The 26,436-nt window shown below is 62.4% G+C and carries 27 protein-coding genes; 14 read left to right on the top strand and 13 right to left on the bottom strand.

The features are described 5' to 3' along the window. Positions 1 to 136 precede the first annotated feature (136 nt). Complete coding sequence (locus tag LGQ03_RS07590) at positions 137 to 700, top strand: L,D-transpeptidase (RefSeq protein WP_226747921.1); 564 nt, start codon at positions 137 to 139, stop codon at positions 698 to 700. Here the strand turns inward: LGQ03_RS07590 and LGQ03_RS07585 are convergent. Together LGQ03_RS07585 and LGQ03_RS07580 are read right to left on the bottom strand one after the other, a co-directional pair. Further along, positions 697 to 1,845, bottom strand: coding sequence for a capsular polysaccharide export protein, LipB/KpsS family (locus tag LGQ03_RS07585; protein ID WP_226747920.1), 1,149 nt, complete (start codon positions 1,843 to 1,845; stop codon positions 697 to 699). The genes LGQ03_RS07590 and LGQ03_RS07585 overlap by 4 nt on opposite strands. Positions 1,846 to 1,848: 3 nt before the next feature. After that, complete coding sequence (locus tag LGQ03_RS07580) at positions 1,849 to 2,505, bottom strand: peroxiredoxin (RefSeq protein WP_226747919.1); 657 nt, start codon at positions 2,503 to 2,505, stop codon at positions 1,849 to 1,851. Positions 2,506 to 2,627: 122 nt separating this feature from the next. Here LGQ03_RS07580 and LGQ03_RS07575 point away from each other — a divergent pair, with 122 nt between their 5' ends. Next, the gene (locus LGQ03_RS07575; RefSeq protein ID WP_226747918.1) at positions 2,628 to 4,067 is read left to right on the top strand and encodes an aldehyde dehydrogenase family protein; all 1,440 of its coding nucleotides are present in this window, start codon (positions 2,628 to 2,630) and stop codon (positions 4,065 to 4,067) included. A gap of 61 nt (positions 4,068 to 4,128) precedes the next feature. On the opposite strand, the gene LGQ03_RS07570 is transcribed toward LGQ03_RS07575, so the two are convergent. Both LGQ03_RS07570 and LGQ03_RS07565 read right to left on the bottom strand, forming a co-directional pair. After that, positions 4,129 to 4,776 carry a pseudouridine synthase gene (locus LGQ03_RS07570; protein WP_226747917.1) on the bottom strand — a complete coding sequence of 216 codons (648 nt, stop codon included), beginning with the start codon at positions 4,774 to 4,776 and terminating at the stop codon, positions 4,129 to 4,131. Continuing rightward, positions 4,773 to 5,429, bottom strand: coding sequence for a YggS family pyridoxal phosphate-dependent enzyme (locus LGQ03_RS07565; protein WP_226747916.1), 657 nt, complete (start codon positions 5,427 to 5,429; stop codon positions 4,773 to 4,775). Before LGQ03_RS07565 ends, LGQ03_RS07570 begins: the two co-directional genes overlap by 4 nt. Before the next feature lie 230 nt (positions 5,430 to 5,659). Between LGQ03_RS07565 and LGQ03_RS07560 the strand changes: the two genes are divergently transcribed. The 5 genes from LGQ03_RS07560 (at position 5,660) to holA (ending at position 11,646) form a co-directional block, all read left to right on the top strand. Beyond that, complete coding sequence (locus LGQ03_RS07560) at positions 5,660 to 6,967, top strand: porin (RefSeq protein ID WP_226747915.1); 1,308 nt, start codon at positions 5,660 to 5,662, stop codon at positions 6,965 to 6,967. A gap of 192 nt (positions 6,968 to 7,159) precedes the next feature. Further along, a complete protein-coding gene (locus LGQ03_RS07555; RefSeq protein WP_090158206.1) occupies positions 7,160 to 7,525 on the top strand; it encodes a DUF3576 domain-containing protein in 366 nt (121 codons plus the stop codon). Between the two features lie 68 nt (positions 7,526 to 7,593). After that, a complete protein-coding gene (gene leuS / locus LGQ03_RS07550; RefSeq protein ID WP_226747914.1) occupies positions 7,594 to 10,155 on the top strand; it encodes a leucine--tRNA ligase in 2,562 nt (853 codons plus the stop codon). Beyond that, entirely contained in the window at positions 10,145 to 10,627 is a 483-nt protein-coding gene (locus LGQ03_RS07545) for a hypothetical protein (protein WP_226747913.1), read from the top strand. The genes leuS and LGQ03_RS07545 overlap by 11 nt, the downstream gene beginning before the upstream one ends. Beyond that, positions 10,624 to 11,646, top strand: a complete 1,023-nt coding sequence (holA, locus tag LGQ03_RS07540; RefSeq protein WP_090158209.1) for a DNA polymerase III subunit delta — start codon at positions 10,624 to 10,626, stop codon at positions 11,644 to 11,646. The genes LGQ03_RS07545 and holA overlap by 4 nt, the downstream gene beginning before the upstream one ends. Before the next feature lie 100 nt (positions 11,647 to 11,746). On the opposite strand, the gene LGQ03_RS07535 is transcribed toward holA, so the two are convergent. The 4 genes from LGQ03_RS07535 to LGQ03_RS07520 form a co-directional block, all read right to left on the bottom strand. Further along, positions 11,747 to 11,986, bottom strand: coding sequence for a hypothetical protein (locus tag LGQ03_RS07535; RefSeq protein WP_056030209.1), 240 nt, complete (start codon positions 11,984 to 11,986; stop codon positions 11,747 to 11,749). A 106-nt stretch (positions 11,987 to 12,092) separates the two neighbouring features. Next, positions 12,093 to 12,761, bottom strand: coding sequence for a YjbF family lipoprotein (locus tag LGQ03_RS07530; protein ID WP_226747912.1), 669 nt, complete (start codon positions 12,759 to 12,761; stop codon positions 12,093 to 12,095). Next, entirely contained in the window at positions 12,758 to 14,941 is a 2,184-nt protein-coding gene (locus tag LGQ03_RS07525) for a YjbH domain-containing protein (RefSeq protein WP_226747911.1), read from the bottom strand. Before LGQ03_RS07525 ends, LGQ03_RS07530 begins: the two co-directional genes overlap by 4 nt. A gap of 95 nt (positions 14,942 to 15,036) precedes the next feature. Further along, a complete protein-coding gene (locus tag LGQ03_RS07520) occupies positions 15,037 to 16,224 on the bottom strand; it encodes a BaiN/RdsA family NAD(P)/FAD-dependent oxidoreductase (RefSeq protein WP_226747910.1) in 1,188 nt (395 codons plus the stop codon). A gap of 39 nt (positions 16,225 to 16,263) precedes the next feature. On the opposite strand from LGQ03_RS07520, the gene LGQ03_RS07515 reads away from it, so the two are divergent. Further along, complete coding sequence (locus tag LGQ03_RS07515) at positions 16,264 to 16,575, top strand: HNH endonuclease (RefSeq protein ID WP_090158713.1); 312 nt, start codon at positions 16,264 to 16,266, stop codon at positions 16,573 to 16,575. 19 nt (positions 16,576 to 16,594) lie between these two features. On the opposite strand, the gene LGQ03_RS07510 is transcribed toward LGQ03_RS07515, so the two are convergent. Both LGQ03_RS07510 and LGQ03_RS07505 read right to left on the bottom strand, forming a co-directional pair. Next, positions 16,595 to 17,191: an enoyl-CoA hydratase/isomerase family protein gene (locus LGQ03_RS07510; protein ID WP_226747909.1), complete on the bottom strand. Its 597-nt coding sequence runs from the start codon at positions 17,189 to 17,191 to the stop codon at positions 16,595 to 16,597. Further along, positions 17,188 to 17,946, bottom strand: a complete 759-nt coding sequence (locus LGQ03_RS07505; RefSeq protein ID WP_226747908.1) for an SDR family oxidoreductase — start codon at positions 17,944 to 17,946, stop codon at positions 17,188 to 17,190. Before LGQ03_RS07505 ends, LGQ03_RS07510 begins: the two co-directional genes overlap by 4 nt. Positions 17,947 to 18,048: 102 nt before the next feature. Between LGQ03_RS07505 and LGQ03_RS07500 the strand changes: the two genes are divergently transcribed. The 6 genes from LGQ03_RS07500 to lpxK all read left to right on the top strand — a co-directional run bounded on the left by LGQ03_RS07500 (position 18,049) and on the right by lpxK (position 24,096). After that, positions 18,049 to 19,545, top strand: a complete 1,497-nt coding sequence (locus LGQ03_RS07500) for a DUF2125 domain-containing protein (protein WP_226747907.1) — start codon at positions 18,049 to 18,051, stop codon at positions 19,543 to 19,545. Positions 19,546 to 19,618: 73 nt separating this feature from the next. Continuing rightward, complete coding sequence (locus LGQ03_RS07495; protein WP_226747906.1) at positions 19,619 to 20,962, top strand: TldD/PmbA family protein; 1,344 nt, start codon at positions 19,619 to 19,621, stop codon at positions 20,960 to 20,962. Further along, positions 20,949 to 21,719 (top strand): 3'(2'),5'-bisphosphate nucleotidase CysQ, encoded by a 771-nt coding sequence (locus tag LGQ03_RS07490; RefSeq protein WP_226747905.1) that lies wholly within the window; start codon positions 20,949 to 20,951, stop codon positions 21,717 to 21,719. Before LGQ03_RS07495 ends, LGQ03_RS07490 begins: the two co-directional genes overlap by 14 nt. 69 nt (positions 21,720 to 21,788) lie before the next feature. Next, the gene (locus LGQ03_RS07485) at positions 21,789 to 22,034 is read left to right on the top strand and encodes a DUF4170 domain-containing protein (RefSeq protein WP_056030722.1); all 246 of its coding nucleotides are present in this window, start codon (positions 21,789 to 21,791) and stop codon (positions 22,032 to 22,034) included. 2 nt (positions 22,035 to 22,036) lie between these two features. Next, positions 22,037 to 23,119 carry a hypothetical protein gene (locus LGQ03_RS07480; protein WP_226747904.1) on the top strand — a complete coding sequence of 361 codons (1,083 nt, stop codon included), beginning with the start codon at positions 22,037 to 22,039 and terminating at the stop codon, positions 23,117 to 23,119. Then, positions 23,119 to 24,096 carry a tetraacyldisaccharide 4'-kinase gene (lpxK, locus tag LGQ03_RS07475; protein ID WP_226747903.1) on the top strand — a complete coding sequence of 326 codons (978 nt, stop codon included), beginning with the start codon at positions 23,119 to 23,121 and terminating at the stop codon, positions 24,094 to 24,096. Before LGQ03_RS07480 ends, lpxK begins: the two co-directional genes overlap by 1 nt. On the opposite strand, the gene LGQ03_RS07470 is transcribed toward lpxK, so the two are convergent. From LGQ03_RS07470 to LGQ03_RS07460, 3 genes are read right to left on the bottom strand one after another with little or no spacing between them, the layout of a single operon-like run. Continuing rightward, positions 24,093 to 25,214: a CaiB/BaiF CoA transferase family protein gene (locus tag LGQ03_RS07470; protein WP_226747902.1), complete on the bottom strand. Its 1,122-nt coding sequence runs from the start codon at positions 25,212 to 25,214 to the stop codon at positions 24,093 to 24,095. The two genes, lpxK and LGQ03_RS07470, sit on opposite strands and share 4 nt — an antisense overlap. Then, complete coding sequence (locus LGQ03_RS07465; RefSeq protein WP_056030243.1) at positions 25,214 to 25,867, bottom strand: DsbA family protein; 654 nt, start codon at positions 25,865 to 25,867, stop codon at positions 25,214 to 25,216. Before LGQ03_RS07465 ends, LGQ03_RS07470 begins: the two co-directional genes overlap by 1 nt. A gap of 15 nt (positions 25,868 to 25,882) precedes the next feature. Then, entirely contained in the window at positions 25,883 to 26,392 is a 510-nt protein-coding gene (locus tag LGQ03_RS07460) for a DUF721 domain-containing protein (RefSeq protein WP_226747901.1), read from the bottom strand. Positions 26,393 to 26,436 lie beyond the last annotated feature (44 nt).

Below are 26,436 nucleotides of genomic sequence, written 5' to 3'. Positions count from 1 at the left end.
AGCGCATCTGTGTGATGCATCCGCATCGCCATTTCGATTATCCGATTGTTGACGGTCATTGGTCATAATCACGGCGCAATGGTGTATTTAGAATGGTATTGTTGATGCACGATTCCTTGACCGCAGGTGCCCTGTCATGTTGACCCGACGTTCCTTTGTCGCCGCCGCCGCCGCGCTGCCCTTGGCTGCTCCTGCGCTTGCGAATACCGCCACGTCCTACCCACGATTGCCGCGTAAATTTCGGCCGCAGATCGTTCATGTGAACCCTGATTTGCCCGCCGGCGAAATCCATGTGGTGCAAAAGGAATTCTTTTTGTTCTGGACGTTGGGGGATGGTCGCGCGCGTCGTTACGGCATCGCGACCGGGGCCGAGGGGCGTAATTATCGCGGCGTGCTGACCATCGCCCGCAAGGCTGAATGGCCCAGCTGGCGACCGACCCCCGACATGATCCGCAAGGAACCCGACGTTTACGGCCCCTATGTCGCGGGTCTGCCGGGTGGGCATCCGCGCAATGCGATGGGCGCACGGGCGCTGTATCTGCACGATCATCGCGGTGACACGTTCTATCGCATTCACGGCACACCCTTGCACGACAGCATCGGCCAGGCGTTTTCATCCGGTTGCGTGCGTCTGCGCAACGACCACGTTGCCGAATTGTATGACATGGTGCCGGTCGGCACCCGCGTTTATCTGTTCTAGAGGTCGGAACGGTTCAACTGTCGGTCCAGCCTATAGCCCAGATCGGATGGCAGGTCGTCATAGCGGGCATGAACCAGATAGTGATTCCATAGCCAGCCCAGAACCTGCCGCCGCAATGCCGCGTCAGGCATCCAGTCGGTTGACCGCCTTATTGCGTGGTCAAGGTCCTGTGCATTGCGCGCGCGCAAGACAAGCCCGTCGATATCATAGCAGGCATCGGCCAGAATGATGACGGGGCGGTCCATCAGCACAGCTTCCAGTCCGACTGTCGAATTCAGCGTGATGACGGCCTGTGCCGCCAGAATCAGGTCCCGGGTCACGTTGGTATTGGCAAAGATCACCCGCGGATGTGGGGTGATGTCACCCTGCACGGACAGTGGAAAACTGGGATGTTCCTTGATGACGAAAACCCGGTCCGGTTGCCGTTCGGCAGCATCGCGGATGACGTTGTAGAACTGGTGCATGTCGCGCACCCATGGGGAATGCAGCGTGACCTGCATGTCGGACGGGACCTGAAACGCGACAAAGATATAGGACCCCGGCAACGTGATCGGGTCGGGCCCTTTGGCCTTGGTCGCCCGCTGGTTCAGCAGGTCAGGCAATCCAGGTGCTGCAAAATCGGTGTCGCTGTTCAGGTAGAAGGCAGGATCGCGCGGCACGCTGTTGGCGGCATTCAGCCCGCGCGGGTCGATTTGCAGCGTGCCGGGAAAAAACCCGGCCTCGATGAACAGACGTTCGCGGTTCAGGCGGTCCGCCACGCTGGCCAGCACGGATTCGGGGAACAGCGATCCGTTGTAGATCAGCGCCGCCCTGTCGGGATCGTCTGATAATTGCGCCGCAAGCCGGTATTCAAGCAGTCGGGCCTCGACCGCCTTGAGCCAGCCGTACGCCCCCCCGATGACCCGGTTCCCGAATACCGCGGGCAACCGGATTTGTTTGCGCGTCAGATTGCCCGCAACAAGATCATGGGCGGGATCGCGGATGGCGCAGCGCAACGCGACCAGCACGCCGCGCCAGCCCTGCGTGTCGTGCAGGGCCCGCAGCGTCGCCCCGGTCCCGGTCTGCACGGTGTCCGACAGGGCACCGAGGGCCCTGTCGAAATGTTGCACGACGCCGGTATCCAGTTTCAGCCAGCGCCGTGACATGGGTCAGTCAGCCTTGAGCGCGGTTTTGCGCAGGTAGGGCAATACGGTGGTGAATTCACCGAATTTTGCCTTTGCGTCGGCATCCGACAAGGTGGCCGGGATGATCACGTCGTCGCCCACGTTCCAGTTTGCGGGCGTCGCCACACCGTTCTTGGCGGCGGTCTGCAGACCGTCCAGTGCGCGCAACACCTCGGCAAAGTTGCGGCCGACATTCATCGGATAGACCATCGACAGCTTCAGCTTCTTGTCGGGGCCGACAATGAAAACGGCGCGCACGGTGGCGGTGTCGTTCGGCGTGCGTCCGTCAGGCAGATAGGCCTCGGCCGGGAGCATGTCGAAGGCCTTGGACAAGGCCAGATCGGTGTCGGCGACGATCGGAAAGCCAGGATTAGCACCGCTGGCTGTCTCGATGTCCTTTTTCCACTTCTTGTGGTCCTCCACACCGTCGACACTGATGCCCAGCACGTTGGTGTCGCGTTTCGCCCATTCGTCGGCCAGTTGTGCGACCGCACCGAATTCGGTGGTGCAGACAGGCGTGAAATCCTTGGGGTGGGAAAACAGGATGGTCCATTTGTCGCCGACGAAATCGTGCAGGCTGATCGGTCCGTGATCGGTTTCGACGGTCAGGTCGGGGATCGTGTCGTTGATGCGCAGTGCCATGTCGTGATGTCCTTGTGCGATGATTGGTTGACCTTCACATAGACATTCACGTCGGGGTTTCCAACGCTTGCGGGGCGCGACCGGCAGTGACACTCTCACCTCAAATCCCACAGGAGCCTGTCATGCTGGACAAACGCGAATTCTATATCGACGGACGTTGGATGGGGCCCGCTGCCCCCCGTGATTGCGAGGTCATTGACCCCGCGACCGAAGAACCATGCGCCGTCATTTCATTGGGCGATCAACGCGACACCGACGCCGCCGTGATTGCGGCAACCGCCGCCTTTCCGGGCTGGGCCGCACTGGAACCGGCAAAGCGGGCGGAATATTGCGCAGCGATCCTCGATCAATACCGCGCCCGCAAGGACGAGATGGCCGAGGCGATCCGCGCCGAGATGGGTGCACCCATCAAGCTGGCCCGCGAAAGCCAGGCGCCCTGCCTGTCGTGGCATTTGAAGAATTTTCTGGATGCGATGGATCAGATCGACTGGTCCCGCCCCTTGGGGGATCATGCGCCCAATGACCGGATCGTGCTGGAACCGATCGGCGTGGTCGGGCTGATCACGCCATGGAACTGGCCGATGAACCAGGTCACGCTCAAGGTGATTCCGGCGCTGTTGGCCGGCTGCACCGTCGTTCTGAAACCCAGCGAAGAAGCCCCGCTGTCATCAATGCTGTTCGCAGAGTTCGTTCATGATGCCGGTGTGCCTGCGGGCGTGTTCAATCTGGTGAACGGTGACGGCGTGGGTGTCGGTGAGCAGCTGTCATCGCATCCGGACGTGTCGATGATCAGTTTTACCGGGTCTACCCGTGCGGGCATCGCGATTTCCAAGGCGGCGGCAGACACGCTCAAGCGGGTGACGCTGGAGCTGGGCGGCAAGGGCGCCAACGTGATCTTTGCCGATGCAGGCCCCAAGGCGGTCAAGCAGGGCGTACTGCATTGCATGCAGAATTCCGGTCAGTCCTGCAACGCGCCGACACGGATGCTGGTCGAGGAATCGATCTATGACCAAACGGTGGCAGAGGCCGCCGAGATCGCTCAGGGCATCAAGGTCGGCCCCACCGCCGAGGATGGTCGTCACATCGGACCCGTCGTGAACAAATCGCAGTGGGACAAGATCCAAAGCATGATCGAACGCGGGATTGCCGAGGGTGCACGCCTCGTGGCCGGTGGTCCCGGTCTGCCGGAAGGTGTCAACCGCGGCTACTATGTTCGACCGACCGTTTTCGCTGACGTGCGCAATGACATGGATATCGCGCAGCAGGAAATCTTTGGCCCGGTGCTGTCGATCATTCCGTTCAAGGATGAGGCCGATGCGGTGCGCATCGCAAATGACACACCCTACGGATTGACCAACTACGTGCAGTCCGAAGACGGGGCCAAGCGTAACCGCATGGCGCTGGCGTTGAAATCGGGGATGGTCGAGATGAACGGCACCTCGCGCGCGGCGGGCAGCCCCTTTGGCGGGATGAAAATGTCGGGACGTGCACGTGAGGGCGGCGTCTGGGGCATCGAGGAGTTTCTCGAGGTCAAGGCGATCAGCGGCTGGTCGACAGACTGACCGCAGGCAGAGTTTTCGCGAAAACTCTGACAGGGCCGATTTTTCGCGAAAAATCGGGGGATCAGAACGGTGGCTTGGCGGAAACCTTGACCGGCAAGCCACCGTCCGGATGACGGAAAGCCAGTGATTCGCTGTGCAGCATCAGGCGCGGGTGATCCAGCGCAGTGCCTGTTGCGTAAAACGGATCGCCCAGAATCGGATGGCCGATGGCCAACATATGCACCCGCAGTTGGTGGGACCGGCCAGTCTTTGGCATCAGGCGCATGCGGGTTTCATCGCTGCCGCGTTTCAGTCGGCGCCAGTCAGTCACAGCGGCGCGGCCATTTTCATGGTCGACCATCTGACGCGGCCGGTTCGGCCAATCCACGCACAGCGGCAGATCGACAGTGCCCTTGGCCTCGGCCACCTGTCCGTGCACCCGGGCGACATAGGTCTTGCGTGTCTGCCTGTTCTCGAATTGCAGGCCGAGGTGGCGCTGGGCATGGGGCGTCAAGCCGAAGATCATCACCCCGGACGTGTCCCGGTCCAGTCTGTGCACCAGCAGCGCATCGGGAAACACCGATTGCACGCGGGCGATGAGGCAGTCGGCCAGATGCGGGCCCTTGCCCGGGACAGACAGCAACCCGGCGGGTTTGTCGACCAGCAAGACCTGATGGTCATGGTGAAGCACCACCAACGGGTCCTGTGGCGGGGTGTAGGTGTCGGTCATCCTTGCGCGACCCTCTCACCAAAGATCGCGGACCCGACGCGGATATGCGTGGCCCCCAGCGCGATCGCGCTTTCAAAGTCGCCGCTCATACCCATGGACAGGCCGGTCAGCCCGTTGCGCGCCGCAAGTTTGGCGAGCAATGCGAAATGCAGTGACGGTTCCTCATCGACGGGGGGGATGCACATCAGTCCGCGCAAGGGCAGGTCTAGTGCGCGGCATTCCGTGACAAAATCATCCGTCTCGGCAGGCAGCACGCCGGATTTCTGGTCCTCTTCTCCGGTATTCACCTGAATGAACAGATCGGGACACCGTCCTTCTTCCTGAGCGATTCGAGCGATGGTCTGCGCCAGTTTCGGACGGTCAACTGTATGGATCGCATCAAAGAGCTGCATCGCGTTGCGGGTCTTGTTGCTTTGCAGCGGGCCGATCAGATGCAGGTCGATATCTGTGTAATGCTTTGCAAATTCGGGCCATTTCCCACTCGCCTCCTGCACCTTGTTTTCACCGAAACAGCGGTGCCCCTGATCCAGCACATGCGCCACCCTGTCGAGAGGCTGGACCTTTGAGACAGCGATCAGCGTGATGTCGGCGCGCGGGCGCCCTGCTTTTTCAGCGGCTTTGGTGATGCGGTCCTCGATCGTGGATAGGGTCACTGTATATCCTCTGTGCTGGGCAAAGATGCGGCCTCGTTGGTCAAATAGGACAGAACGGTGGCGGTGTCATGATGGGAAGCTGTCGGCATTGTGTGTCCCTCATGCATCATTTGTCCGTGACCCCCGTGCTGCGGGGCCAATTTCCTTGAGTGCGGGCCGCAACAGGCGCAAATACGCAGCAATGCCGGACAACTGGCATATTCGGGAATGCAAACACGAGGGAATTATCCATGAAAAGCATCCTTCTTACCTCGACCGCGCTGGTTGCCTTTGCTGGCGCAGCGATGGCAGAGAGCCACGGCGCAATGGCGCCGATGGCAGACGGTACGACCGCACCCAGCGATATGGCTATGGAGCCGCTCGCCGGGATGGGCCCGCAGGGCGTCGTCGTTGGTGCTGACGGTGAGTTCGGCTACAACGAAGAAGTCGAAAACGGCTTCTACTTTGACGGTGGCCTGTCGATCACGACTTCCGCTGGCATGAACATGGGCCTGACCGCTGGTCTGACCCTGGACATCGACCTGGGCTTTGGTGACGCAGAAGGCGACAACCTGACCGCTCCCGGTGGCGGCGGTACGTTCGGTGACATCTCCGTCGACGCATCCGATTTTGTCGTGTTCGTCGAAGGCCAGGGCGCTGCTCTGTACGTTGGTGACACCGAAACCGGTGCCGCAACGCGCTGGGCCGGCACGACCAACATGGAAAACGACGCTTTCCTGGAAGTCGACGATGTTGACGATGGCGCTGACGAAGGCGACTTCATCGACGGCGTGATGCGCGGCGACCTGGAAATGGGTCCGATCGCAGCGTCGCTCTCGTTCCTGCTGGTTGACGGCGTGAACGATCTGGTCGACACCGACGTCGAACTGGACAGCCTGGACGGCCTGTCGCTGGGCGTCGAAGGCACCTTTGGTGGCTTCGTGGTCGGTATGGCCTACCAGGAAGAGATCAGCCGCGGTCTGGTCGACTTCTCCTCCGTTGACACCAACAACGACGGCATCATCGGCGCAGCAGAAGCTGGCAACGACGATCCCGGCACCGTTGACGAGATCATCGGTCTGTACGCTGGTACGTCCTTTGCAGGCGCAGACGTCAAAGTCGCATACGCCAGCAACGAAACCAGCAACGAAGACTCGCTGGGTCTGCAGGTCGACTATCCGTTCGGTCCGGTTTCGGTTTCGGCATTCTACTCTGCTGAATCCGCAGTCGACGACAACTACGGTATCGGCGTCTCCTACGAGAACGGCCCGCTGGCCGGTGCTCTGTACTTCCACGACGGTAACGACGAAGAAATCGGTCTGGAAGCATCCTACGTCCTGGGCAACGGCCTGACGATGTACGCTGGTTACATCGACAACCGTGACGGTGGCGACGACTACGAAGCCTATGCCGCAGCAACCTACGACCTGGGTGGCGGTGCCGCTCTGATCGCAGCCTACGGTGACACCGGTGACGACTACACCGGCGCGAACGACGAGATCGGTAACTCCTTCGAAGTGAACGAAGGTGTGACGGTCGCAGTGTCCTTCACGTTCTAAGCGATACACTCTCATTCGAGAGTTGGGGGCGGTCCGCAAGGGCCGCCCCTTTTCGTTTCAGGGTGCTTATCGCGGGGCTGGGCTTGTGACAGGCTTGTGGCTTCGATACATAATTAGGCAATGCCAATTGCGCGACGGGGCCTAGACGTGACTCATGCGATCCGAGCTGGCCGAAGGGCCATAATCAGTCTGATGTTCGTCGCGCTGACGGGTTGCGGGTTTCTTGGCTTTGGCGGGGGCGCATCGGCACCGGCAGCCGCCCCGTCCGGGCCAAACCCGTATCTGTATAATGCAAGCCTGCAGGTTCTGTCGTTTCTGCCGTTGGAATCGGCCAATCAGTCGACCGGACAAATTGTCTATGGGTTCGGGCGTGCGCCGGGTGCCGCGCAGTCCTACCGCGTGGTTGCAACCGTCACCAGCAATGCGCTGGATGCGCGGTCTTTGGTCGTGGATGTCAGGTCTGCCAGCGGAGCTGCATCGCGCGAGGTCCGGCGCGGCATCGAGGATGCAATCTACACGCGCGCACGGGCGCTGCGGATCGCCGATCTCGCACCCTGAAAAATTCTGAACGTATTCTCTGGGCCGGGTCCTGTCCCGGCTCTTTGTCATTAGAAAGTCTGATACCGATGTCGTCCTACGCTCCGTCCGAAATCGAACCGAAATGGCAGGCCGCATGGGCCGATGCAGGGACCTTTGCGTCCGAACGTGACGAGTCCAAGCCGAAATATTATGTGTTGGAAATGTTCCCGTATCCATCGGGGCGCCTGCACATCGGTCACGTGCGCAACTACACGATGGGTGACGTGGTGGCCCGCTACAAGATGTCGACAGGCCACAACGTGTTGCATCCGATGGGATGGGATGCCTTTGGGATGCCTGCGGAAAATGCGGCGATGGCGACTGGCGGGCATCCGTCGGATTACACCTACAACAACATCGCGGAAATGAAGACCCAGATGAAACCGCTGGGATGGTCGCTGGACTGGAACCGGGAATTCGCGACCTGCGATCCTGCCTATTACGGCCAGCAGCAGGCGCTGTTTCTGGATTTTCTGGAAAAAGGCCTCGTCTACCGCAAGAACGCGGTGGTGAACTGGGACCCGGTCGACATGACCGTGCTGGCCAACGAACAGGTCGAGGACGGCAAGGGCTGGCGGTCCGGCGCAGAGGTCGAGCGGCGCGAGCTGACGCAATGGTTTTTCAAGATTTCCGACCATTCAGAAGAGCTGCTGGAAGCGCTGGACGGACTCGACAACTGGCCGGCCAAGGTCAAGCTGATGCAGGCCAACTGGATCGGCAAATCGCGCGGTCTGCAATTCTCGTTCAGCCTGATCGACGGACCTTCCGGCCATGACCGGGTCGAGGTCTATACGACGCGACCCGACACTTTGCTTGGTGCATCATTCGTCGGAATTTCGCCTGATCATCCGCTGGCCAAGCAGCTGGAGGCCGACAATCCTGATGTCGCCGCCTTCTGTGCTGATGTCCGCAAGGGCGGCACGACCGAAGAGGCACTGGAAAAGGCTGAAAAGCGCGGTTTCGACACCGGCCTGCGCGTGCGCCATCCGTTCGACACCGCCGCCGAACTGCCCGTCTATATCGCGAATTTCATTCTGATGGACTACGGCACCGGCGCGATTTTCGGTTGCCCGGCACACGATCAGCGTGATTTCGATTTCGCCACGAAATATGACCTGCCGATCATCCCGACCTTCTTGCCGTCCGAAGATGCGAGCACTGAATTTACCGCGGCCTATGTCCCGATGAAGTCGGAAAAGGTTTATTACTGCAAGGGGTTCGCCGGTGATGATTGGCAGACCGGCGATGCGGCTGTCGATGCCGCCATCGCATTCTGTGAGGAAAATGGCGTCGGCCACGGTGTGACGAAATTCCGCCTGCGCGACTGGGGGCTCAGCCGGCAGCGGTACTGGGGTTGCCCGATCCCTGTGGTCCATTGCGACGCCTGCGGCGTCGTGCCCGAGAAAAAGGAAAACCTGCCGATCGAGCTGCCGTATGACGTCAGCTTTGATGTGCCGGGCAATCCCTTGGACCGGCATCCGACATGGCGCGATTGCGCCTGCCCGTCTTGTGGTGCTGAGGCACGCCGCGAAACCGACACGATGGACACCTTTGTCGATTCGTCGTGGTATTTCGCCCGGTTCACAGCGCCAGGGGCCACGACCCCGACCAGTGCCGAAGATGCCGCCTATTGGATGAACGTTGACCAGTACATCGGCGGCATCGAACACGCGATTTTGCACCTGCTGTATTCGCGGTTCTTTGCCCGCGCGATGCATATGACGGGTCATTTGCCGGAAACGGCCAAGGAACCGTTCGACGCGCTGTTTACCCAAGGCATGGTGACCCACGCGATCTATACGACCAAGAACCCGCAGGACGGTCGCCCCGTCTACCACTATCCCGAAGAGGTCGAGCTGCGTGACGGCAAGGCATTCCTGAAGGAGGCAGGCACCGAGGTGACGGTGATTCCGTCGGCCAAGATGTCCAAGTCCAAGAACAACGTCGTCGATCCCACGCGCATCGTTGCGGAATTCGGCGCTGATACGGCGCGCTGGTTCGTCTTGTCCGACAGCCCACCGGAACGTGACGTTGAATGGACCGCAGCCGGCGCAGAGGCCGCGCACAAGCATCTGGGCCGCGTCTGGCGGATTGCGTCGGACATCGCTGAAGACACCTCACCCGCATCTGACGCTGATGAGGCCCTGCTCAAGGAGATGCACCGCGCGATCCGTGATGTGACCGGTGGCATCGACAGTTTTGGTTTCAACGCAGCCATTGCAAAGCTTTATGCCTTTACCAATGCGCTGTCGAAATCCAAGGCAGGAAGCGCGGCAAAGCGGACAGCCGCGATGACGCTCGCGCAGTTGATGGCCCCGATGACACCCCACCTGGCAGAGGAAATCTGGGCCTTGCTCGGGGGGCAGGGGTTGGTGATCGACGCGCCCTGGCCGGAGGTCGACGAGGCGATGCTGGTCGACGCCACAGTCACCTTGCCGATCCAGGTCAATGGCAAGCGCAAGGCCGAGATCGTTGTCGCGGCAGACGCGTCCAAGGACGAAATCGAGGCACTGGCGCTGTCACAGGACGCGGTGCAGCGGATGCTGGACGGTAGTGCGCCCAAGAAGATCATCGTCGTGCCGGGTCGGATCGTGAACATTGTCATCTGAGGGCATCACCCGACGTGCGGCCCTGTTGGCCGTGCTGGCGCTGGGGGCCTGCGGGTTCAAACCCGTTCTGGCCCCGGGCGGCACGGGTGACGCCTTGCGCGGTCAGGTTGTGATCGAGGCACCACGCACCATCGCCGGCTTTGCGGTGCGGTCGCGCCTGGTGGACCGTCTGGGTGATGGTGCCGAGCCATATCGCCTGTCCGTCAGTCTGGACCGCGCCCAAGAGGCAGCGGCGCTGTCGACGGGCGGGGACATCCTGCGGTACAATGTCGTCGGTGCTGCGGGCTGGGCGCTGACGGATGCGGCTGGGACGCGGCTGGGCGGTGGTCAGGTCGATGCCTTTACCAGCTATGCGGCCACGGGATCGACCGTTGCCACCCAAACGGCAGCGACCGACGCGAATGGTCGATTGATGATCTTGCTGGCGGACCGGATCGTCGCGGACATCTATCTGCTGGACCTTGCGCGATGAAGCTTGCGGGCCGGGATGCGGCCGGGTTCCTGCGCAAGCCTGACCCGACCCGCGCGGGTATCCTGATTTTTGGTGCGGACCCTGTTCGTGTGGCCACGGCGCGTGCGCAGGTGATTGCAGCACTGGTCGGGCCGCAAGGCGAAGCCGAGATGCGGCTGACGCGCATTCCTGCGGGCGATCTGCGCAAGGATGGCGCAGCGCTGGACGATGCGGTCAAGGCGCAGGGGTTTTTCCCCGGACCGCGCGTTGTGCATCTGGACGAGGCGACGGATGGGCTGTCACAACAGGTTGCTGCCGCACTCGAGGATTGGCGCGAGGGCGATGCACAGATCGTTGCGACCGCCGGGCAACTGACGGCCAAGTCAGCCCTGCGCAAGGCGTTCGAAGGGCATCGTAATGCGGTTGCCATCGGTCTGTATGACGATCCACCGGGGCGGGATGAAATCGAGGCTCAGCTATCAGCTGCAGGTCTGCAACCGCCGTCGCGGGATGTGATGGAGGCGATCACAGGCTTGGCCCATGGTCTGACACCCGGCGATTTTCGCCAGACGATCGAAAAACTGGGCCTGTACAAGCGCGGAGATTCGCTGCCTGTCACGGTCGAAGAGGTGCATCTGTGCGCGCCGCAGGCGGCGGATGTGGATGTGGACGACATTCTGGATGTGGTCAGTGCCGGCGATACAGCGCAGATTGGCACCGTGCTGCGTGATCTCTATGCGCAGGGTGTCGCGCCGACGACGCTGTGCATCGGCGCGATGCGTCATTTTCGGCGGCTGCATACGGTCGCGTCCGATCCGGGCGGTGCAGGGCAGGGGATCGCGCGGTTGCGTCCGCCGGTGTTCGGCCCGCGCCGGGACAAGATCATGCGTCAGGCCAGCCACTGGGGCCGCATACGGCTGGAACAGGCGCTGACGACGCTGACGGATACCGATCTGATGATCCGGTCATCCAGCCAGGCCCCGCAGGCAGCCCTGATGGAGCGCACGCTGATCCGTCTGGCGATGATGGCGCGCCGCTAGGCCGGTCGGGTCGCCACATACAGCTGTGCGATAGCGATGGTCCAAACGAAAAAGGCTGACCCGAAGGCCAGCCTTTCGAACTTCAAGATCCGGGGATCTATTAGTTGGTGGTGGTGGTCGCTGCAGCTTCGTCGTCGTCGCTGTCTGCGGATGCCAGAACCAGAGCTGCCAGCAGGCCGAGAACGACGTAGCCGGAGTTGATGGAGCCAGCAGGAGCCATCGGGGTGTCAACCATGACAACCGGTGCTTCCATGACTTCGGGTGCCAGGCCGCCAGCGGTAGCTGCGGCACCGGTCACTGCGATAGCAGCAGAGGCGGCGAGAGTAGTGATGATGCGCATGTCGGTACTCCAATTAGATGCACTGTGTGGATGATCTAGGGTTGTCTAACTACGTTTCACGCTCGAAACAAGATACTTCTTAATTTCGGGCGCTTGCAGCGCGTGTTCAGGGACGATCCAGAACAAGGAAACCCAGTTCGGGACTGATGGCCTGTCTGCTGCGGACAATCTGCCCACTGCCGTCCAGCCAGTAAGTGTTTGTAAACGATAGATTTTCGTTCTGACACTGCTCTTCGTAACGCTGCGTAAACACATCCAATTCGACGATCTGGATGGTTTCCGGACCGGCGGAATTGATGCTGCACTGCAACACTTCGGTGGAAATCTGGTCCAGATCGGACAGTGTTTCATGCGTTCTGACTGCATTTCCGCCGCCAGCGGCCAGTGCGCGGCGGGATTCGATTACCGATGCAGCCATCAGATCACGCGGAAAGCCGCGTGTGGCGATGACGATTCCGTTCTCTGTGGTGATGGATGCCTCGTCCTCACTGATCCAGGTGACGCGGTTGAGGTTGATGGCCGCGGGCACCATCAGTGCGCGCGATGTCCCCTCGTAGGCCTCGACAACCATCACGTCGCCGGGCAACTGATCCACCATGGCACGGGTGACCACAAAGGGTGCGGCCTCTGCCGCGGGCTCTTGCCCGGGGAGAGGCAAGTAGTTCAGCGCCTGTCTCACTGCACCGGCACCCTGATCCCCCTCGTTCAGTGGACCACATGCGGTCATCCCAAGGATGCAGGCACCCAGGGCTATTCCCTGCCAGACTGTCGTCATCGCCAGAACCTCCCGCTGGTATCCTCAAGGTCGTTGAACTGCCCGTCCCGCAGGCTGTTGTACAGACGGCCCGGCACCCGCAGACGTGCGCCGCCGTCGCGTGTCAGCGAACGCAATCCCGTGGAAACGGTCCGGCGGGTCGGTGATCCGATAAAGTAATCGGCTGGAATTGTCAGGCGGATCCCCTTGTCAAACGAGCCTTCGCCGAACTGGCTGAAGGGCATGTCGGTCAGGGTAAAGAACCCGCCGACGCGCCAGCCGTTGTCGAACTCGCGGTCCAGCGAGAATGTCGCGCCATAGTCGCCAGCCAGGTAGCGGCCCACGTCCAGTTGCGCATGATAGCCTTCGCCGATGTCATAGTAGCCGGACAGATGGCCTGTCACCACGTCGTAGTCGCCGACCTCGACCCGGTCGCCGTTGCGCCGCGTTTCATACAGGGCAAATCCGAACCCCATGTCCTGGTCGCGCAACTTGGAATAGTTCAGCTCTGCACCGAGGGCCCAACGGCGATCAACCGGCGCATAGAGAACTTCGCCGGACACGCCGCCGTACATCTTTTCCAGGTAGCCTGCCGTCAGGCGGCCATAGACCTCTGGCGCGAGGCGGTCGGCATAGGACACATACAGCCGGTCGAGCTGCAATCCGCCGTCCAGTCCGAAATAGGTCTGATCGGTCCGCACGTTCACGTAGTCGTTGGAATCGCGGAAATCGACCAGCGGATCACGCGCACCCAAGGCGGAAATGGAGGTCCGGCCGACGAACGACAGTTTGCGCGTGGCCTGATATTCGGCGTCAAAGGCGAGGCCGAAATCCGGGCTGATCGGTTCCCCCGGTGTGAACAAGACAAAATCGAGGTAAGGCCCGATGCCCCACTCGAATTTCGGGCTGGGCACGGGGGCGAGGTCCAGCGGCGCATCGGGGCCTGCGGGTGCAATCGTGATTTCGTCGAAAATTGCTGCGGTGCTGCCGACGGTGTTTTCCAGATCCTCGAAATCTGTGCGCGGCAGCGATACGGCCGACATGGGCAGGCCGTTGCGCTGGGGTTCCAGCACAAAGGTCTCGATCGCGTCGGGCATGACTTGCGTCATCATTCGGGCGACACGGCCAATGGCCTGCGTTTCGGAACGGTAGCGGTTGTTTTCAAACCGGACCCGCGCGGTGCGATCCGTCATGTCCAGACCGATCAGGTCAATACCCTCGATCTCGAGCAGGCCTGCCAGCGCCTCTCGGATGGCGGGTTGTGCGCCGCGGTTCCACGATTGCGCGGCGCGCTGCGCCTCGGTGCGTGTCTTGATCGGGGCAGGTGCCCTGTCCAACCCGCTGAATGTCGGGCGTTCGTTGGGGTTGATCGTGAACGTTGCACGCACCCCCAGTTCGTTGCCGTACATATAGCTGGCCCCCAGTTCGACACCGGGTTTGGGACGATAGGACACGCCGAAATTCAGCGGCGAAGACACCTGCACGGCGGGACGGGCCTGCCCGGGTTCATAGGCGATGGATGAATATTCTGCCTTGAAGGTCAGGTTCGGGGTGGCGGTATATTCGATCCCGCCAAAAGGTGCGATATCGCCGCGAAACCATTGTTCGACCGACAGCTGGCCACCCGTGTTCACGCCCGCATCCTCGTCAAAGACATCGGGTTCGTCGCGGGTTTCAAAGCTGCCGCCCAGCGGGTTGCTGACCCCGTTGCGTTCGCCCATGCGACCCCAGCCCAGACCGGCAGTCACCTTGAGGTTGGAACCGATGGATTTGGTGCCGACAACGTATTCGGAACTGTAACGTCCGGTGCCAAGGAAATCGCGCAGACCCACAGCGACGGCAGGCAGATAGCGACCCTCGTTCGTCAGGCGATACTGGATGTCGAAACTGCGGTCATAGGTGGTTGCGATGCCGCGGGTGCCATCCGCGCGCAGGCTGCCGTAGATATCGAACACACCATACCGAAAGCTACCTGAAATCCGGTCATTCAGCTGAAAGGTCAGGGTCGTGCGATATCCGGCGGTATCGGAATAGCTGCTGGTGATCGCCAGTTCGCCACTGTCCGCGCTTTCGGCGGTGGGCATTTCCAAAAGGCCGGTCGTACCAAAGCTTGTGTAGGTCGGACCCTCGGCGGACAAGGGTGCCGCCAGTACTGTCAACAGCGCAGCGTAGCTGGTTGTTCTGGCATATTTCAGCGTCATCTGCGTCACCTTCGTCCCTGCTTTATGGGCTTCTAACAGGAGGGGCCGCAGTTGGAAATCTTGAAAATCCGTAGCGGGCGAATCATGCCAAGCGGTCATGCGCCCGCGACAGGACTGGCCGCAGGCATCGTGGCAAGCGCCTGCATCGCCGCTGCACGCCCGGTCGCGAGGCAGGCGGTGATCAGGTAGCCGCCTGTCGGCGCATCCCAATCCAGCATTTCCCCCGCACAATAGGTGCCGGACCTGTCACGCAGTGCAAAGCCGTCCAGCGCGTCCCAGCGCAGCCCGCCCGCGGTCGAAATGGCCTGATCCATCGGCATTGGACCCTGCACGGGCAGCGGTAGCGACTTGAGCGCCTGCGCCAGCGCATCAGGGCTGTTGTAGGTCATGCCTGCACATTCGTTGAACAGCGCCTGTTTGACGACGGGCAGTTTGATCCCCTTGCGCAGCAGTGTTGCGCGGGACGGCTTTCCCTTGACGCGATTCAGTCTGGCCGCGATGTCATCCACACCCAGATCGGGCAGCAAATCGACATGCAGTGCTGCACCCTGCATCAGCGCATGGCTGACCTCATAGACGCCGCCGCCCTCGATGCCATCGCGTGTCAGGACCCATTCCCCGCGCGACATCAGGTCCCCGGCCCGCAGGACCGTCGCCTTGACCGGCTGTCCGATGACAGTGGCCATGTGATGCGACCAATCCACGCGAAACCCGCCGTTCGACGCGCGAAATGGGGCCACCTGCGCAAACTGCCCGGCCCAGGCCCCATCGGACCCAAGGCGCTGCCAGCTTGCGCCGCCCAGCGCGAGGATCGTGATGTCGGCTGCCACCTGCCGCGGTCCTTCGGGCGTGTCGAACTGGCAACCATCTGCGTCAAAGGCGGTCCAGCGCCAGCGCATGCGGCGCTGCACACCCTGCGCATCCAGCCGCGCGAGCCAGGCGCGCAACAGCGGCGAGGCCTTCATCGCGACCGGAAACACCCGGCCAGTCGATCCGGTAAACACCTGTTGGCCCAGATCATTGGCCCACTGGATCGCCTCATCCGGGCCAAAGACTGCCAGTGCCGCACGCAAGGCAGGCGAGGTTTCGGCGTAGCGGTCCGCGAATTTCGCGGCATCCTCGGCTTTGGTCAGGTTCAGGCCAGATTTGCCCGCCATCAGGAACTTGCGACCGACCGACGGCATCCGGTCGACGATCGTGACCGGCAGCCCGGCACCGGACAGCACGTCGGCGGCCATCAGGCCGGCAGGTCCAGCGCCGATCACAAGGGCGGTCTGTGGCATGGCTTGGCGATCCTTTGTGTTGGATTACCTTGTGCGATGATGACGCGTGACCCGCAAGATACCCTTCCGACCTGTGCGCTGTGCCTGCGGCCAGTGCCGCCCGGCGTGCCGCAAAGCCAGCATCACCTGATCCCCAAGCTGAAGGGCGGCAAGGGTGGGCCGACCGTTCTGGTCCATCACATTTGCCACAAGGAAATCCACGCGACCCTGTCAGAGGCTGAACTCGCCCGCGTCTATAACACGCCAGAGATGCTGCGCAGTCATCCCCGGCTGGAAAAATTCGCAAAATGGGTCGCCAAACGCCCGCCGGAATTCATGTCCAAGGTGCCAAAGCGCAAACGCGGGCGTTAGGTTTGGTGGGCTGTCATCGTTAGAAAATTGATTTCAGATCGCGCACATGGCCTGCATCGGCCTGCAACGCTGCCGTTGCCATGGCACGGGCGGCAGCGACGGGGTCATCCGCGATTTCCTCGATCAGACCGTATGTCAGGGCCTGTTCGGCCGTCCATTTCCGTGCGCCCAGCAGCAACGATTTCGCCCGTGCCGGACCGCACAGGGCCGCCAGGCGACCGGGATCGGACGGTTGCGGGCGCACACCCATTTTCATTACCGGATAGAAAAAGCTGGCCCCCGGCACCGCGATGCGCATGTCGCAGGCCAGTGCCATTCCCATCGCCCCCCCAGCCAGCGTGCCGTTCAGTGCGGCGATAGTCAGGCCGGGATGATCGGCAATGGCGGTGGACAATTCTTCCCACAGGGGCGACGTGGCCAGCCTGCCGACATCCGCCAGATCGGCCCCTGCACTGAACACGCGCCCGTTTCCGGTCAGGATCAGTGCCTTGGAATCCTGGGCGGCCTGCACGGCGCGGCACAGCTCTGCCAGCATGGCGGCAGTCAGTGCATTTGCCTTGTCCGGGCGGTCCAGCGTGAGGATCGTCAGATCGCCCTCGATCGCGGTGCGGATCACGCGACGCCGACCATTTGGCGGATCTTTTCGTCGCGCAGTGACACATCCTGTCCCAGATGGCTGTCGGCCTCTGACGTGCACATCCAGACCAGCGCCTGTGCTGCCCATTCAGGCGGGATGTGGTCGGACCAGTCCAGCTGGCTGACAGGGCCGATGCCTGACGCCTTGATGTCCTTTTGCATGTCCGTGGCCACGGTGCCGGGCGACAGACCCATGACCCGCAGCCCCTTGCCGCGGGATTCGCGGTCGGCCACCTGCGTCAGCATATAGGCCCCCGCCTTGGAGGCGCAGTAGGCGGACCACCCTTCGAGGGGGTTATGCGCTGCACCCGAGGATACGGTGATGATCGTGCCCGACCCTTGCGCGATCATCGGGCCCATCGCAGCGCGTATCCCGTGCATCGCTCCCTTGAGGTTGATGTCGATGGCCTTGGACCATGCCTCTGGGTCTGTGGATGACAGCGCACCCATCGGGTCGATCACGCCCGCATTGTTCACGATGATGTCAATCGCGCCATAGGTCTCGATTGCGGCACCCACGGCCTGCTCGACCTCCCAGTAGCGGGACACATCGCAGGGCACGGCCAGAGCCTTTTCACCGATCTCACCCGCGATTTCGACAATGTTTTCACGGCTGCGCGCGACCAGAACGACGTTTGCACCAGCAGCGGCAAAGGCGCGCGCCGCTGCTGCGCCGATACCGCGGCTAGCCCCGGTGATAAGCGCAGTCTTGCCTGTCATGTCAAAGTTTTTCATCGTCAGTCCCTTTTGATCGTGCGACGCAACAACTAGCATCGTTTTAACGTTTTCAAAACCATCGCGGCAGAGAGTCCGGGATGCGACCAAAGGAATGACAAGATGACCCGTACCCAAAATCTTGCGCCCGTACTGGCCAGTGCTCTCTGCCTTGCGGGCCTTCCCGCCTTTGCCGATGTCACGCCCCGTCAGGTCTGGGACAACTGGCAGGCGATCATCGACAGGTCCGGCAGCGGGGCGGTGACCGTCGGCAATCTGGAAGAGGGGGCGGACACGTTGATTGCGACGGACGTGGTCTACACTTTTTCCGGTTCCGACACGACAAGCGCCGTCATGGTCGATCGGATCACATTGCAGGACAACGGCGATGGCACGGTTTCGGTCAGCTTGCCTGACGACATTCCGGTGAACGTGCGCACCGATGAGGGCGAACGTATTGAACTCTACGTTACGCCATCGGGTGCGCAGACGCTGGTCAGCGGTACGCCGGACGCGATGAACTATGCCGTGTCGGCTGACCAGTATGTCGTCGGTCTGACCCAGATGGTCGACGCTGATGGCGCGCCGGTCGATCTGGATTTTCGCGTGGCGCTGAACGGTTTGACCGGCAACACCGTGCAGAACATCGGGACCGATCTGAACATCACCTATGATTTTGCCGCGCAAAGTGTTGATCTGCTGGTGGACGGTGCCGACGACACGGGCGAAGCCTTTACCATGTCGGGCAAGATCGATGCGATGGCACTCGATGCCGACCTGACCTTGCCTGCGGGTTCCGGCCTGTCCGATATCAGCGCGGATGGTCTGTCGGGCGTGCTGGTGTCTGGTGGCTATGGATACGATTCCGCTGCCTATATCTTTGCCAGTTCCGGCGCGGAAATGTCGGCTGACGGTACCGCGACGACCGGTGCCGTCCGCGTGGATTTCGGCATTGATGCCGACAGTCTGCGCTATGCCGTCCGGGCTGACGATATGGTTACGGCACTGCGCGGCACGGAACTGCCGACCCCGGTCGAAGTCGCGGCTGCATCTTATGAGGTGGGTCTGACCATGCCGGTCAGTCCGTCGGATGAACCCCAGCCATTCGCGCTGAATTTCGGTTTGAACGGTGTGACGTTGAACGATGAAACCTGGGGTCTGTTTGACCCAATGGGTGCTGTTCCGCGTGATCCGGCCGATCTGGTCATCGACCTGTCCGGCACGATGCTGTCTGCGGACAGCGACGATACAGGTGCAGATGACGTGATGGAAAACCCGCTTGCGGGGCGCACCCTTGCCAGCCTGGATGTGAATGAAATCCGTCTGGGTGCAGCAGGTGCGCTGGTCCGTGCCGTCGGCGCGTTCACCTACGACCTGAGCGGGGAACAGACACTGTCCGATGTGACAACCCCCGAAGGATCGGCTACCATTACGCTGACCGGAATAAACCAGTTGATCGACACGCTGATCGCCATGGGTGTCGTCCCGCAGGATCAGGCGATGATGGGCCGCATGATGCTGGGCATGTTCACGACCCCGGCCGGTGACGATACGTTGGAGACCGTTTTCACCTTCACGAACGACGGTCAGATCACGGCAAACGGTCAGCGCATCCGTTGAGCCATTGTGTCGCGCCTTGCGGTATTGAGGGCTGGGAATTAGGTCGAGCGCGACAAGACAAGGACCATTTGACATGACCGAACTCTCTGACCTGACCCAGGCGATGCTGGATGCGGCCCGCAAGGCGGGTGCCGACGCCAGCGATGCGCTGGCCGTGGACGGCACCTCGATCGAGATCGCGGTGCGGGCCGGTGCGCTGGAAAAGGCAGAGCGTTCGGAAGGTGTCGATATCGGTTTGCGCGTGTTCGTGGGGCAGCGACAGGCAAGTGTCGCATCCTCTGATACACGGCCAGAGGCGATTGCGGAAATGGCCGCGCGTGCCGTCACCATGGCGCGCGAGGCACCGATCGATCCCCATTGCGGGCTGGCCGCGCCCGATCAGTTGGCAACGGACACCGATATGTCCCGGCTGGACCTGTGTGATCCGGCCTCGGAACCAGACCCTGCGATGCTGCAGGACATGGCGCTGCGCGCCGAGGCGGCGGCACTGCGTGTCGAAGGGGTGTCGCAGGTGTCGGAAACCAGTGCAGGCTACGGTCGGCGTCGCATGCACCTGAGCCAGAGCAACGGATTCGCGGCCGGTTATGCCCGGTCGGATATCGGGTTGTCCTGCGTTCCGATCAGCGGGACCGGCACCGGCATGGAACGCGATTACGATTACGATTCGCGCATCTACATGACGGACATGCGCGACCCCGAGGATATCGGGCGCAACGCCGCCCTGCGCACTGTCGCGCGGATCGGTGCGCGTCGTCCCAAAACGGGGCAATATCCGGTGCTGTTCGATGAACGGATCGCCAGCTCTTTGATCGGGCATCTGGTGCAGGCCACCAACGGCAGCGCCATCGCACGCGGCGCGTCGTTCCTGCGCGATGCGCTGGGCGAACAGGTGCTGCCCAAGGGCATGACCCTGACCGAGGACCCGCACCGTGCACGCACGTCGGCCTCGAAACTGTTCGATGCCGAAGGTTTGCCCACGCAATCGCGATTGCTGGTCGATGACGGCAGGCTGACCGGCTGGACGCTTGACCTGGCCACTGGGCGCAAACTGGGGCTGCCGTCGACTGCGAACGCAGCGCGCGGCACGTCATCTGCGCCGCGTCCTGCGGTCACGAACCTGTCGCTGACGCAAGGCACGGCCAGTCGTGACGACCTGATCGCACAAATGGGCACGGGTCTGGTGGTCACCAGCATGATCGGGTCGACGATCAATCCCAACACCGGCGATTATTCGCGGGGCGCATCCGGGTTCTGGGTCGAAAACGGCGAAATCGCCTATCCCGTGAACGAACTGACGATTGCAGGCAATCTGCGCGACATGTGGTTGACCATGATCGCGGCAAACGACGCGCGCACCCATCTGAGCCGGGTGGTGCCGTCGCTCTTGGTCGAGGGCATGACGCTTGCCGGCGATTGATCTGCCATTGTTGATCGACGCGGCGCGGGCTGCGGGTGACATTTCGCTGTCGTTTCACGGACGGTCCCCGACGGTCTGGGAAAAGGATGGCGACCAGGGACCTGTGACTGAAGCCGACCTTGCGGTAAATCGCATGCTGTCGGAGCGTTTGCGCGCTGCGCGCCCGGAGTACGGTTGGCTGTCAGAGGAAACCCCCGACGACAAGGACCGCCTGGCCGCACAGCGCGTGTTTGTGATTGACCCGATCGACGGCACACGGGCCTTTATCCGCGGTGACAAGGATTGGGCCCATGCCATTGCCGTGGTCGAGGATGGCGTGCCGATCGCCGGTGTCGTCTATCTGCCTGCCCGCAGCCTGATGTTCGCCGCCGCGCTGGGACACGGGGCGACATGCAACGGTCGTCCGATCCGGGTCAGCGGTCAGTCGAACGTCGCGCGTGCCCAGGTGCTGACCACGAAACCAAACCTTGCGCCGCATCATTGGTCGGGCGGCGTGCCGCCGTTCACGCGGGGTTTCCGGTCGTCGCTGGCCTACCGGATGGCACTGGCCGCAGAGGGCAAGTTTGACGCCATGCTGACGCTGCGCCCGTCATGGGAGTGGGACATTGCCGCGGGTGCCGTCATCGTGTCCGAGGCGGGCGGTGATGTCACCGACCGGCGCGGTCGTCCGCTGCGTTTCAACACGCCCAAACGTCAGCTGGATGGTGTCATCGCCGGTGGCGCGGTCGTGCCTGCGCTGCTAGCCGCATTGGCCTGACCAAGCAGGCGGTTGTGCAGGCCGCCAGCGCCGCCTAGTTTGACGCAAACCCTGCAAGAGGACGACACCATGACCCAACGCCTGCATCTTGTTTTTGGCGGAGAGCTGATTGACCCGACCAAGAACGCGTTTGTCGATGTCGACAAGATCGACATCGTCGGCATGTTCCCGAATTATGACAGCGCCTACAACGCCTGGAAGGCCGCCGCACAGCGCACGGTCGACGATGCGCACACCAGATATTTCATCGCACATATTCACCGCCTGCGGGACGAGGAGCAGGCTGCATCCTCGACCGAGGAACTGGGCCACTAGGCATGACGCCCTGCGTCTGGTGCCGCTGCGGATCGCCGGCGATTGCGACCATGGCCGACACGCTGCGCAGCCGGTTGGCCGATGATGGCGATACGGTCCGTTTCGTTCTGACGGGGGATGGGTCGATCCCGCATCCCCAAGGCAAGCGCGAGGCGCGCGCCCATATCGACAGGACCCGGCCTGTCGCCTTGATCTGGATGGGCGGAACCGTCGATCTGGGCACGTTGCAGGCCGCAGCGGATGCGCAGTTGCCGGTGATCATGGTCAATATGAATGGGGCATCCATCGCCCCGTTGACGGGATTCTGGACGCGTGGACGCACGCGGGCTGTTCTGGGGCGGACACAGTTGGTACTGGCTGTCGACAAGGCCGCTGAACGGGCCTTTGTCGCGGCAGGTGTCGACCGGAAAAAGGTCAAAACGGACATCCGACTGGAAGAGCCGGTATCCGTTCTGCCCTATACCGAAACGGACCGCCGATCGATTGCGGACGCATTGAACAACCGCCCTGTATGGTGTGCCACGCGGGTCACGATGAATATGGTCGCGGGCCTGATCGCCGCCCATCGCCACGCCACGCGGCGTTCGCACCGCCTGCTGCTGGTAGCTGAGGCCGCCGATCCCGGCGCGGGTGCTGCACTTGCCCGGGCTTTTGGCGACCAGCGATTGCTGACAGAGCAGTCGTCTGTCGCGCAAATTCCACAAGAGGCCGCGCAGGTGCATATCGCTGACAGTGACGGCGATCTGGGACTGTGGCTGCGACTTGCCTCGGTCACCTTTGCCGGGGGGACGTTCGACCGGTCCGATGCGCAGGACCCCTTTGCAATCGCAACGCTGGGGTCTGGCCTGATCCATGGACCGATGACCGAACCATTCGCCGCGCGATATGCGAGGCTGGATGCCGCGCAGGCCACACGCAAGATCGATCAATGGACCGAACTTGGCCCGGCTGTCGAGGATCTGCTGGCGGCGGACCGGGTTGCGCGCCTTGTTGCGGCCGGGTGGGACGTGACATCGCAGGGGGCCGAGGCTGCGGATCTGATCGTCGGCCTGATCCGGGACGCAGTCGATGGGGTGGCCGCCTGATGCGCCCGCCCGGTTTCTGGTCAAATCCGCCGGATCATCCTGGCTGGCAGGCGCGGATACTGGCACCTCTTGCAGGTCTTTATGCGCTGGGAACGGCGCGACGTGTCGCGCAAAGGGGCTATCGTGCGCCGGTCCCGGTGATTTGCATCGGCAACATCAATGTCGGCGGCACCGGCAAGACACCGACGGCCATGGCGCTGGCCAGTCGCCTGCATGCCGCCGGACATGTCCCGCATATCGTGTCCCGCGGCTATGGGGGCACGTTGGAGGGCCCGGTGCAGGTCGTCGAACGCACCCATGATGCGGCGCAGGTCGGTGATGAGCCGCTGCTGCTGTCTGCCTTTGCGCCCACGTGGGTCGCCAAGGACAGGGCTGCCGGGGTGCGCGCCGCCGTCGACGCGGGCGCGGGCGTCATTCTGCTGGATGACGGATTTCAGAACCCGGCAGTGGTCAAGGACCTGTCCATCGTCGTCGTGGATGCCGCGCGCGGATTTGGCAACGGTCGGGTGATGCCGTCAGGGCCATTGCGGGAACCGGTGGACGCAGGCCTGGCCCGTGCGGACCTGCTGCTCGCCATCGGTGATGCCGCGGCGCAAATCCGTTTTGCCGCGCAATGGCATGTGCCGCAGTTGCGCGGCGAACTGGTGCCGCTGGTGACGGGGATGCCATGGACCAGCCTGCGCCTGCTGGCCTTTGCCGGGATCGGCCATCCCGAGAAATTCTTTGCCACGCTGCGCGCCATGGGGGCCGATGTTGTCCGTGCCGAACCGCTGGACGATCACCAGCCCCTGACCGAGGCGCTGATGACCCGTCTTGCGTCAGAGGCAAGGCTGCGCACGGCGCAACTGGTGACCACCGAAAAAGACGCGGTGCGCCTGCCCCCTGCGTTCCGGTCGCAGGTCCTGACGTTGCCGGTGCGGTTGCAGGTGGATGACTGGGGTCCGTTGGATCGGTCGTTGGCGGCGCTGGGCCTTTAGTCCAGCAGCGATTGATCCTGACCCAGCATTGGGGACGCACTGTCCGATACCGCCGTTGCGTCGGAAAACAGGACGGGCATGCGGACGCCCGGAACGCCATCACGGTCGATCCGGAGTCCCCGCGCGACCACCTGTGGGTCCGCGAACACCTCTGCCATGTCGTTGATCGGTCCGGCAGGCACGCCGTGGGATTCGCACCGCGCCAAAAGATCGGCCTTGGAGACCATCCGTGTTGCCGCCGTCAGCGCCGCGTTCAGCGCGTCGAGGTGTGCCAAACGGTCGGCATTGCTGGCAAAGCGCGAGTCCTTGGACAATGCCGGCAGGTCGAGCAGCGCGCACAGCCGTGCGAACTGGCTGTCGTTGCCGGTCGCGATGACGATATGCCCGTCGGCGCAGTCGTAGACCTGATAGGGGGCAAGATTGGGGTGGTGATTGCCCGTGCGTTCCGGTGGCGTGCCGGTGGTCAGGTAATTCATCGCCTGATTGGCCATGGTGGACACCGCAACGTCCAGCAGGGCCACGTCCAGATGCTGCCCACGCCCGGTACTGTGCCGCTGGTGGACAGCCGCGAGGATCGCCGTGCTGGCATACATGCCGGAAAACAGGTCCACGACGGCGACTCCCACCCGATTCGGCTGGCCGTCGGGTGGGCCTGTCACGCTCATCAGTCCGGACATGCCTTGAATGATGTAATCGTACCCCGCGCGGGAGGCATAGGGGCCGGTTTGTCCGAAACCCGTGATGGAACAATAGATCAGCGCGGGGAAATCATCGCGCAGGCTGGCGTAGTCCAGCCCGTATTTCGCCAGTCCGCCGACCCGGAAATTTTCAATGACGATATCTGCGTCGGCCAGCAGGCGGCGCACCTGTGCCTGACCCTCCGGCGTGCGGAAATCCACGACGACCGATGCCTTGCCACGGTTCGTGCCGTGGAAATAGGCAGCAGACCGGTCGCCGGCGCGATCAACAAAGGGCGGTCCCCAACGGCGCGTATCGTCGCCGTCGGGGGATTCGACCTTGATGACTGTGGCACCCAGATCGGCCAGCGTCTGGCCGCACCACGGTCCGGCGAGGATGCGGGCCAGCTCGATGACCTTCAGCCCGGCCAGGGGTTGCATCAGCCTTCCAGCTTGGCGTCGAGGATCGCTTTCATGTCGTCATACGACATGTTGCTGTAGGCCTCGCCGTCGATGATGAACGACGGTGTGGACCGGACGTTGTCGGCCGCGGCGTTCTGTTCGTACCATGCCACGAGGTTCTGCGCGTTCTCTGCGTCCTGCATGCAGGCGTCGAGCATTTCATCGGTCAGGCCTGCGGTTTTTGCAACGGTGCGCAGATCCGCCGCAATCGTGGCGGGATCGCCCGACGCGGTCCACATGCGCTGTTTGTCGTAGAATTCTGCGGTCACGCCAAAGAACCGCATTTCACCGCCGCACCGCGCCATCATGGATGCCCACAGGCCGGGACGGTCGAAATAGACCTCGCGGTAGATGAACCGCACCTTGCCGGTGTCAATGTAATCGGCCTTGAGCTGGGGCCAGACCGTCGCGTGAAAGTTCGCGCAATGCGGGCAGGTAAAGGATGCGTATTCGATCATTTCGATCGGGGCATCGGCATCGCCCATTACCATGTCCTGGATTGCGCTGGGATCGGCGTCCTGGGCATTGGCCATGCCGACCAGAAGATTGCCGCCCTCGCCGCCAGTGGTAAATGCGATTGCGCCGATAGCGGCCAGTGAGGCCCCACCCAGAAGAAGTGTTCTACGGTTCATGTCTCGATCCTTTGGTCAGGTTTTCTGTTTCGTCAGGAAATTCGCGGTCAATGCCTCTAGGGCTGCCCGCAGGTTGTCGTCGCCCACACCCGCCGCCGCTGCCTTGGCCTGTGCCTGCACGGCTGGGTCGGGTTCGGGGGCGACCTTGGGCGCATGATCGAATTGCGCGCGCCCGTCTGCAAACCCAGTGGGTGCGGTCTGTGTAATGTGGATGCGGGAAATCGCGCGATAGCCGTAGCAGGCATTCACGCGTTCCAGCAGTTGCGGTTTTTGCATTTCCAGCATCGGGGCGTTCGACCCCGTGGTCAGCACCGTCAGCGTGGCCCCCAGCGCGCCGCGTCCGTAGGATATTTTGACGGGCCGCGCGATCCCCGCGATCTGTTCGCCCACGATTTCCGCCCAGTGGGTCAGCAACCGCGATTCGGCAAAGCCACGGCCTTCGGTCGCGGTGCGGATGCGTGTCTGCATCAGCGTCGCTGCGCGGGAGAAGCCGCGTGTGGTTGAATGGCGCCTGGGCTGTTTCATAGTCATGACTTAATCTAAGGGTGGTCCCGCGCCAAGTCAGTGCG

The organism is Loktanella gaetbuli, from assembly GCF_020531945.1.
Lineage (GTDB): Bacteria > Pseudomonadota > Alphaproteobacteria > Rhodobacterales > Rhodobacteraceae > Loktanella > Loktanella gaetbuli.
This window is presented reverse-complemented; position numbering and strand designations above follow the sequence as displayed.

Bases quoted from the DNA above. Each gene is read 5' to 3' on its own strand.
- LGQ03_RS07590 (WP_226747921.1), top strand. From the start codon at position 137: ATGTTGACCCGACGTTCCTTTGTCGCCGCCGCCGCCGCGCTGCCCTTG.
- LGQ03_RS07585 (WP_226747920.1), bottom strand. From the start codon at position 1,845: ATGTCACGGCGCTGGCTGAAACTGGATACCGGCGTCGTGCAACATTTC.
- LGQ03_RS07580 (WP_226747919.1), bottom strand. From the start codon at position 2,505: ATGGCACTGCGCATCAACGACACGATCCCCGACCTGACCGTCGAAACC.
- LGQ03_RS07575 (WP_226747918.1), top strand. From the start codon at position 2,628: ATGCTGGACAAACGCGAATTCTATATCGACGGACGTTGGATGGGGCCC.
- LGQ03_RS07570 (WP_226747917.1), bottom strand. From the start codon at position 4,776: ATGACCGACACCTACACCCCGCCACAGGACCCGTTGGTGGTGCTTCAC.
- LGQ03_RS07560 (WP_226747915.1), top strand. From the start codon at position 5,660: ATGAAAAGCATCCTTCTTACCTCGACCGCGCTGGTTGCCTTTGCTGGC.
- LGQ03_RS07555 (WP_090158206.1), top strand. From the start codon at position 7,160: ATGTTCGTCGCGCTGACGGGTTGCGGGTTTCTTGGCTTTGGCGGGGGC.
- leuS (WP_226747914.1), top strand. From the start codon at position 7,594: ATGTCGTCCTACGCTCCGTCCGAAATCGAACCGAAATGGCAGGCCGCA.
- holA (WP_090158209.1), top strand. From the start codon at position 10,624: ATGAAGCTTGCGGGCCGGGATGCGGCCGGGTTCCTGCGCAAGCCTGAC.
- LGQ03_RS07535 (WP_056030209.1), bottom strand. From the start codon at position 11,986: ATGCGCATCATCACTACTCTCGCCGCCTCTGCTGCTATCGCAGTGACC.
- LGQ03_RS07530 (WP_226747912.1), bottom strand. From the start codon at position 12,761: ATGACGACAGTCTGGCAGGGAATAGCCCTGGGTGCCTGCATCCTTGGG.
- LGQ03_RS07525 (WP_226747911.1), bottom strand. From the start codon at position 14,941: ATGACGCTGAAATATGCCAGAACAACCAGCTACGCTGCGCTGTTGACA.
- LGQ03_RS07520 (WP_226747910.1), bottom strand. From the start codon at position 16,224: ATGCCACAGACCGCCCTTGTGATCGGCGCTGGACCTGCCGGCCTGATG.
- LGQ03_RS07515 (WP_090158713.1), top strand. From the start codon at position 16,264: ATGACGCGTGACCCGCAAGATACCCTTCCGACCTGTGCGCTGTGCCTG.
- LGQ03_RS07505 (WP_226747908.1), bottom strand. From the start codon at position 17,946: ATGAAAAACTTTGACATGACAGGCAAGACTGCGCTTATCACCGGGGCT.
- LGQ03_RS07500 (WP_226747907.1), top strand. From the start codon at position 18,049: ATGACCCGTACCCAAAATCTTGCGCCCGTACTGGCCAGTGCTCTCTGC.
- LGQ03_RS07495 (WP_226747906.1), top strand. From the start codon at position 19,619: ATGACCGAACTCTCTGACCTGACCCAGGCGATGCTGGATGCGGCCCGC.
- LGQ03_RS07485 (WP_056030722.1), top strand. From the start codon at position 21,789: ATGACCCAACGCCTGCATCTTGTTTTTGGCGGAGAGCTGATTGACCCG.
- LGQ03_RS07480 (WP_226747904.1), top strand. From the start codon at position 22,037: ATGACGCCCTGCGTCTGGTGCCGCTGCGGATCGCCGGCGATTGCGACC.
- lpxK (WP_226747903.1), top strand. From the start codon at position 23,119: ATGCGCCCGCCCGGTTTCTGGTCAAATCCGCCGGATCATCCTGGCTGG.
- LGQ03_RS07470 (WP_226747902.1), bottom strand. From the start codon at position 25,214: ATGCAACCCCTGGCCGGGCTGAAGGTCATCGAGCTGGCCCGCATCCTC.
- LGQ03_RS07465 (WP_056030243.1), bottom strand. From the start codon at position 25,867: ATGAACCGTAGAACACTTCTTCTGGGTGGGGCCTCACTGGCCGCTATC.
- LGQ03_RS07460 (WP_226747901.1), bottom strand. From the start codon at position 26,392: ATGAAACAGCCCAGGCGCCATTCAACCACACGCGGCTTCTCCCGCGCA.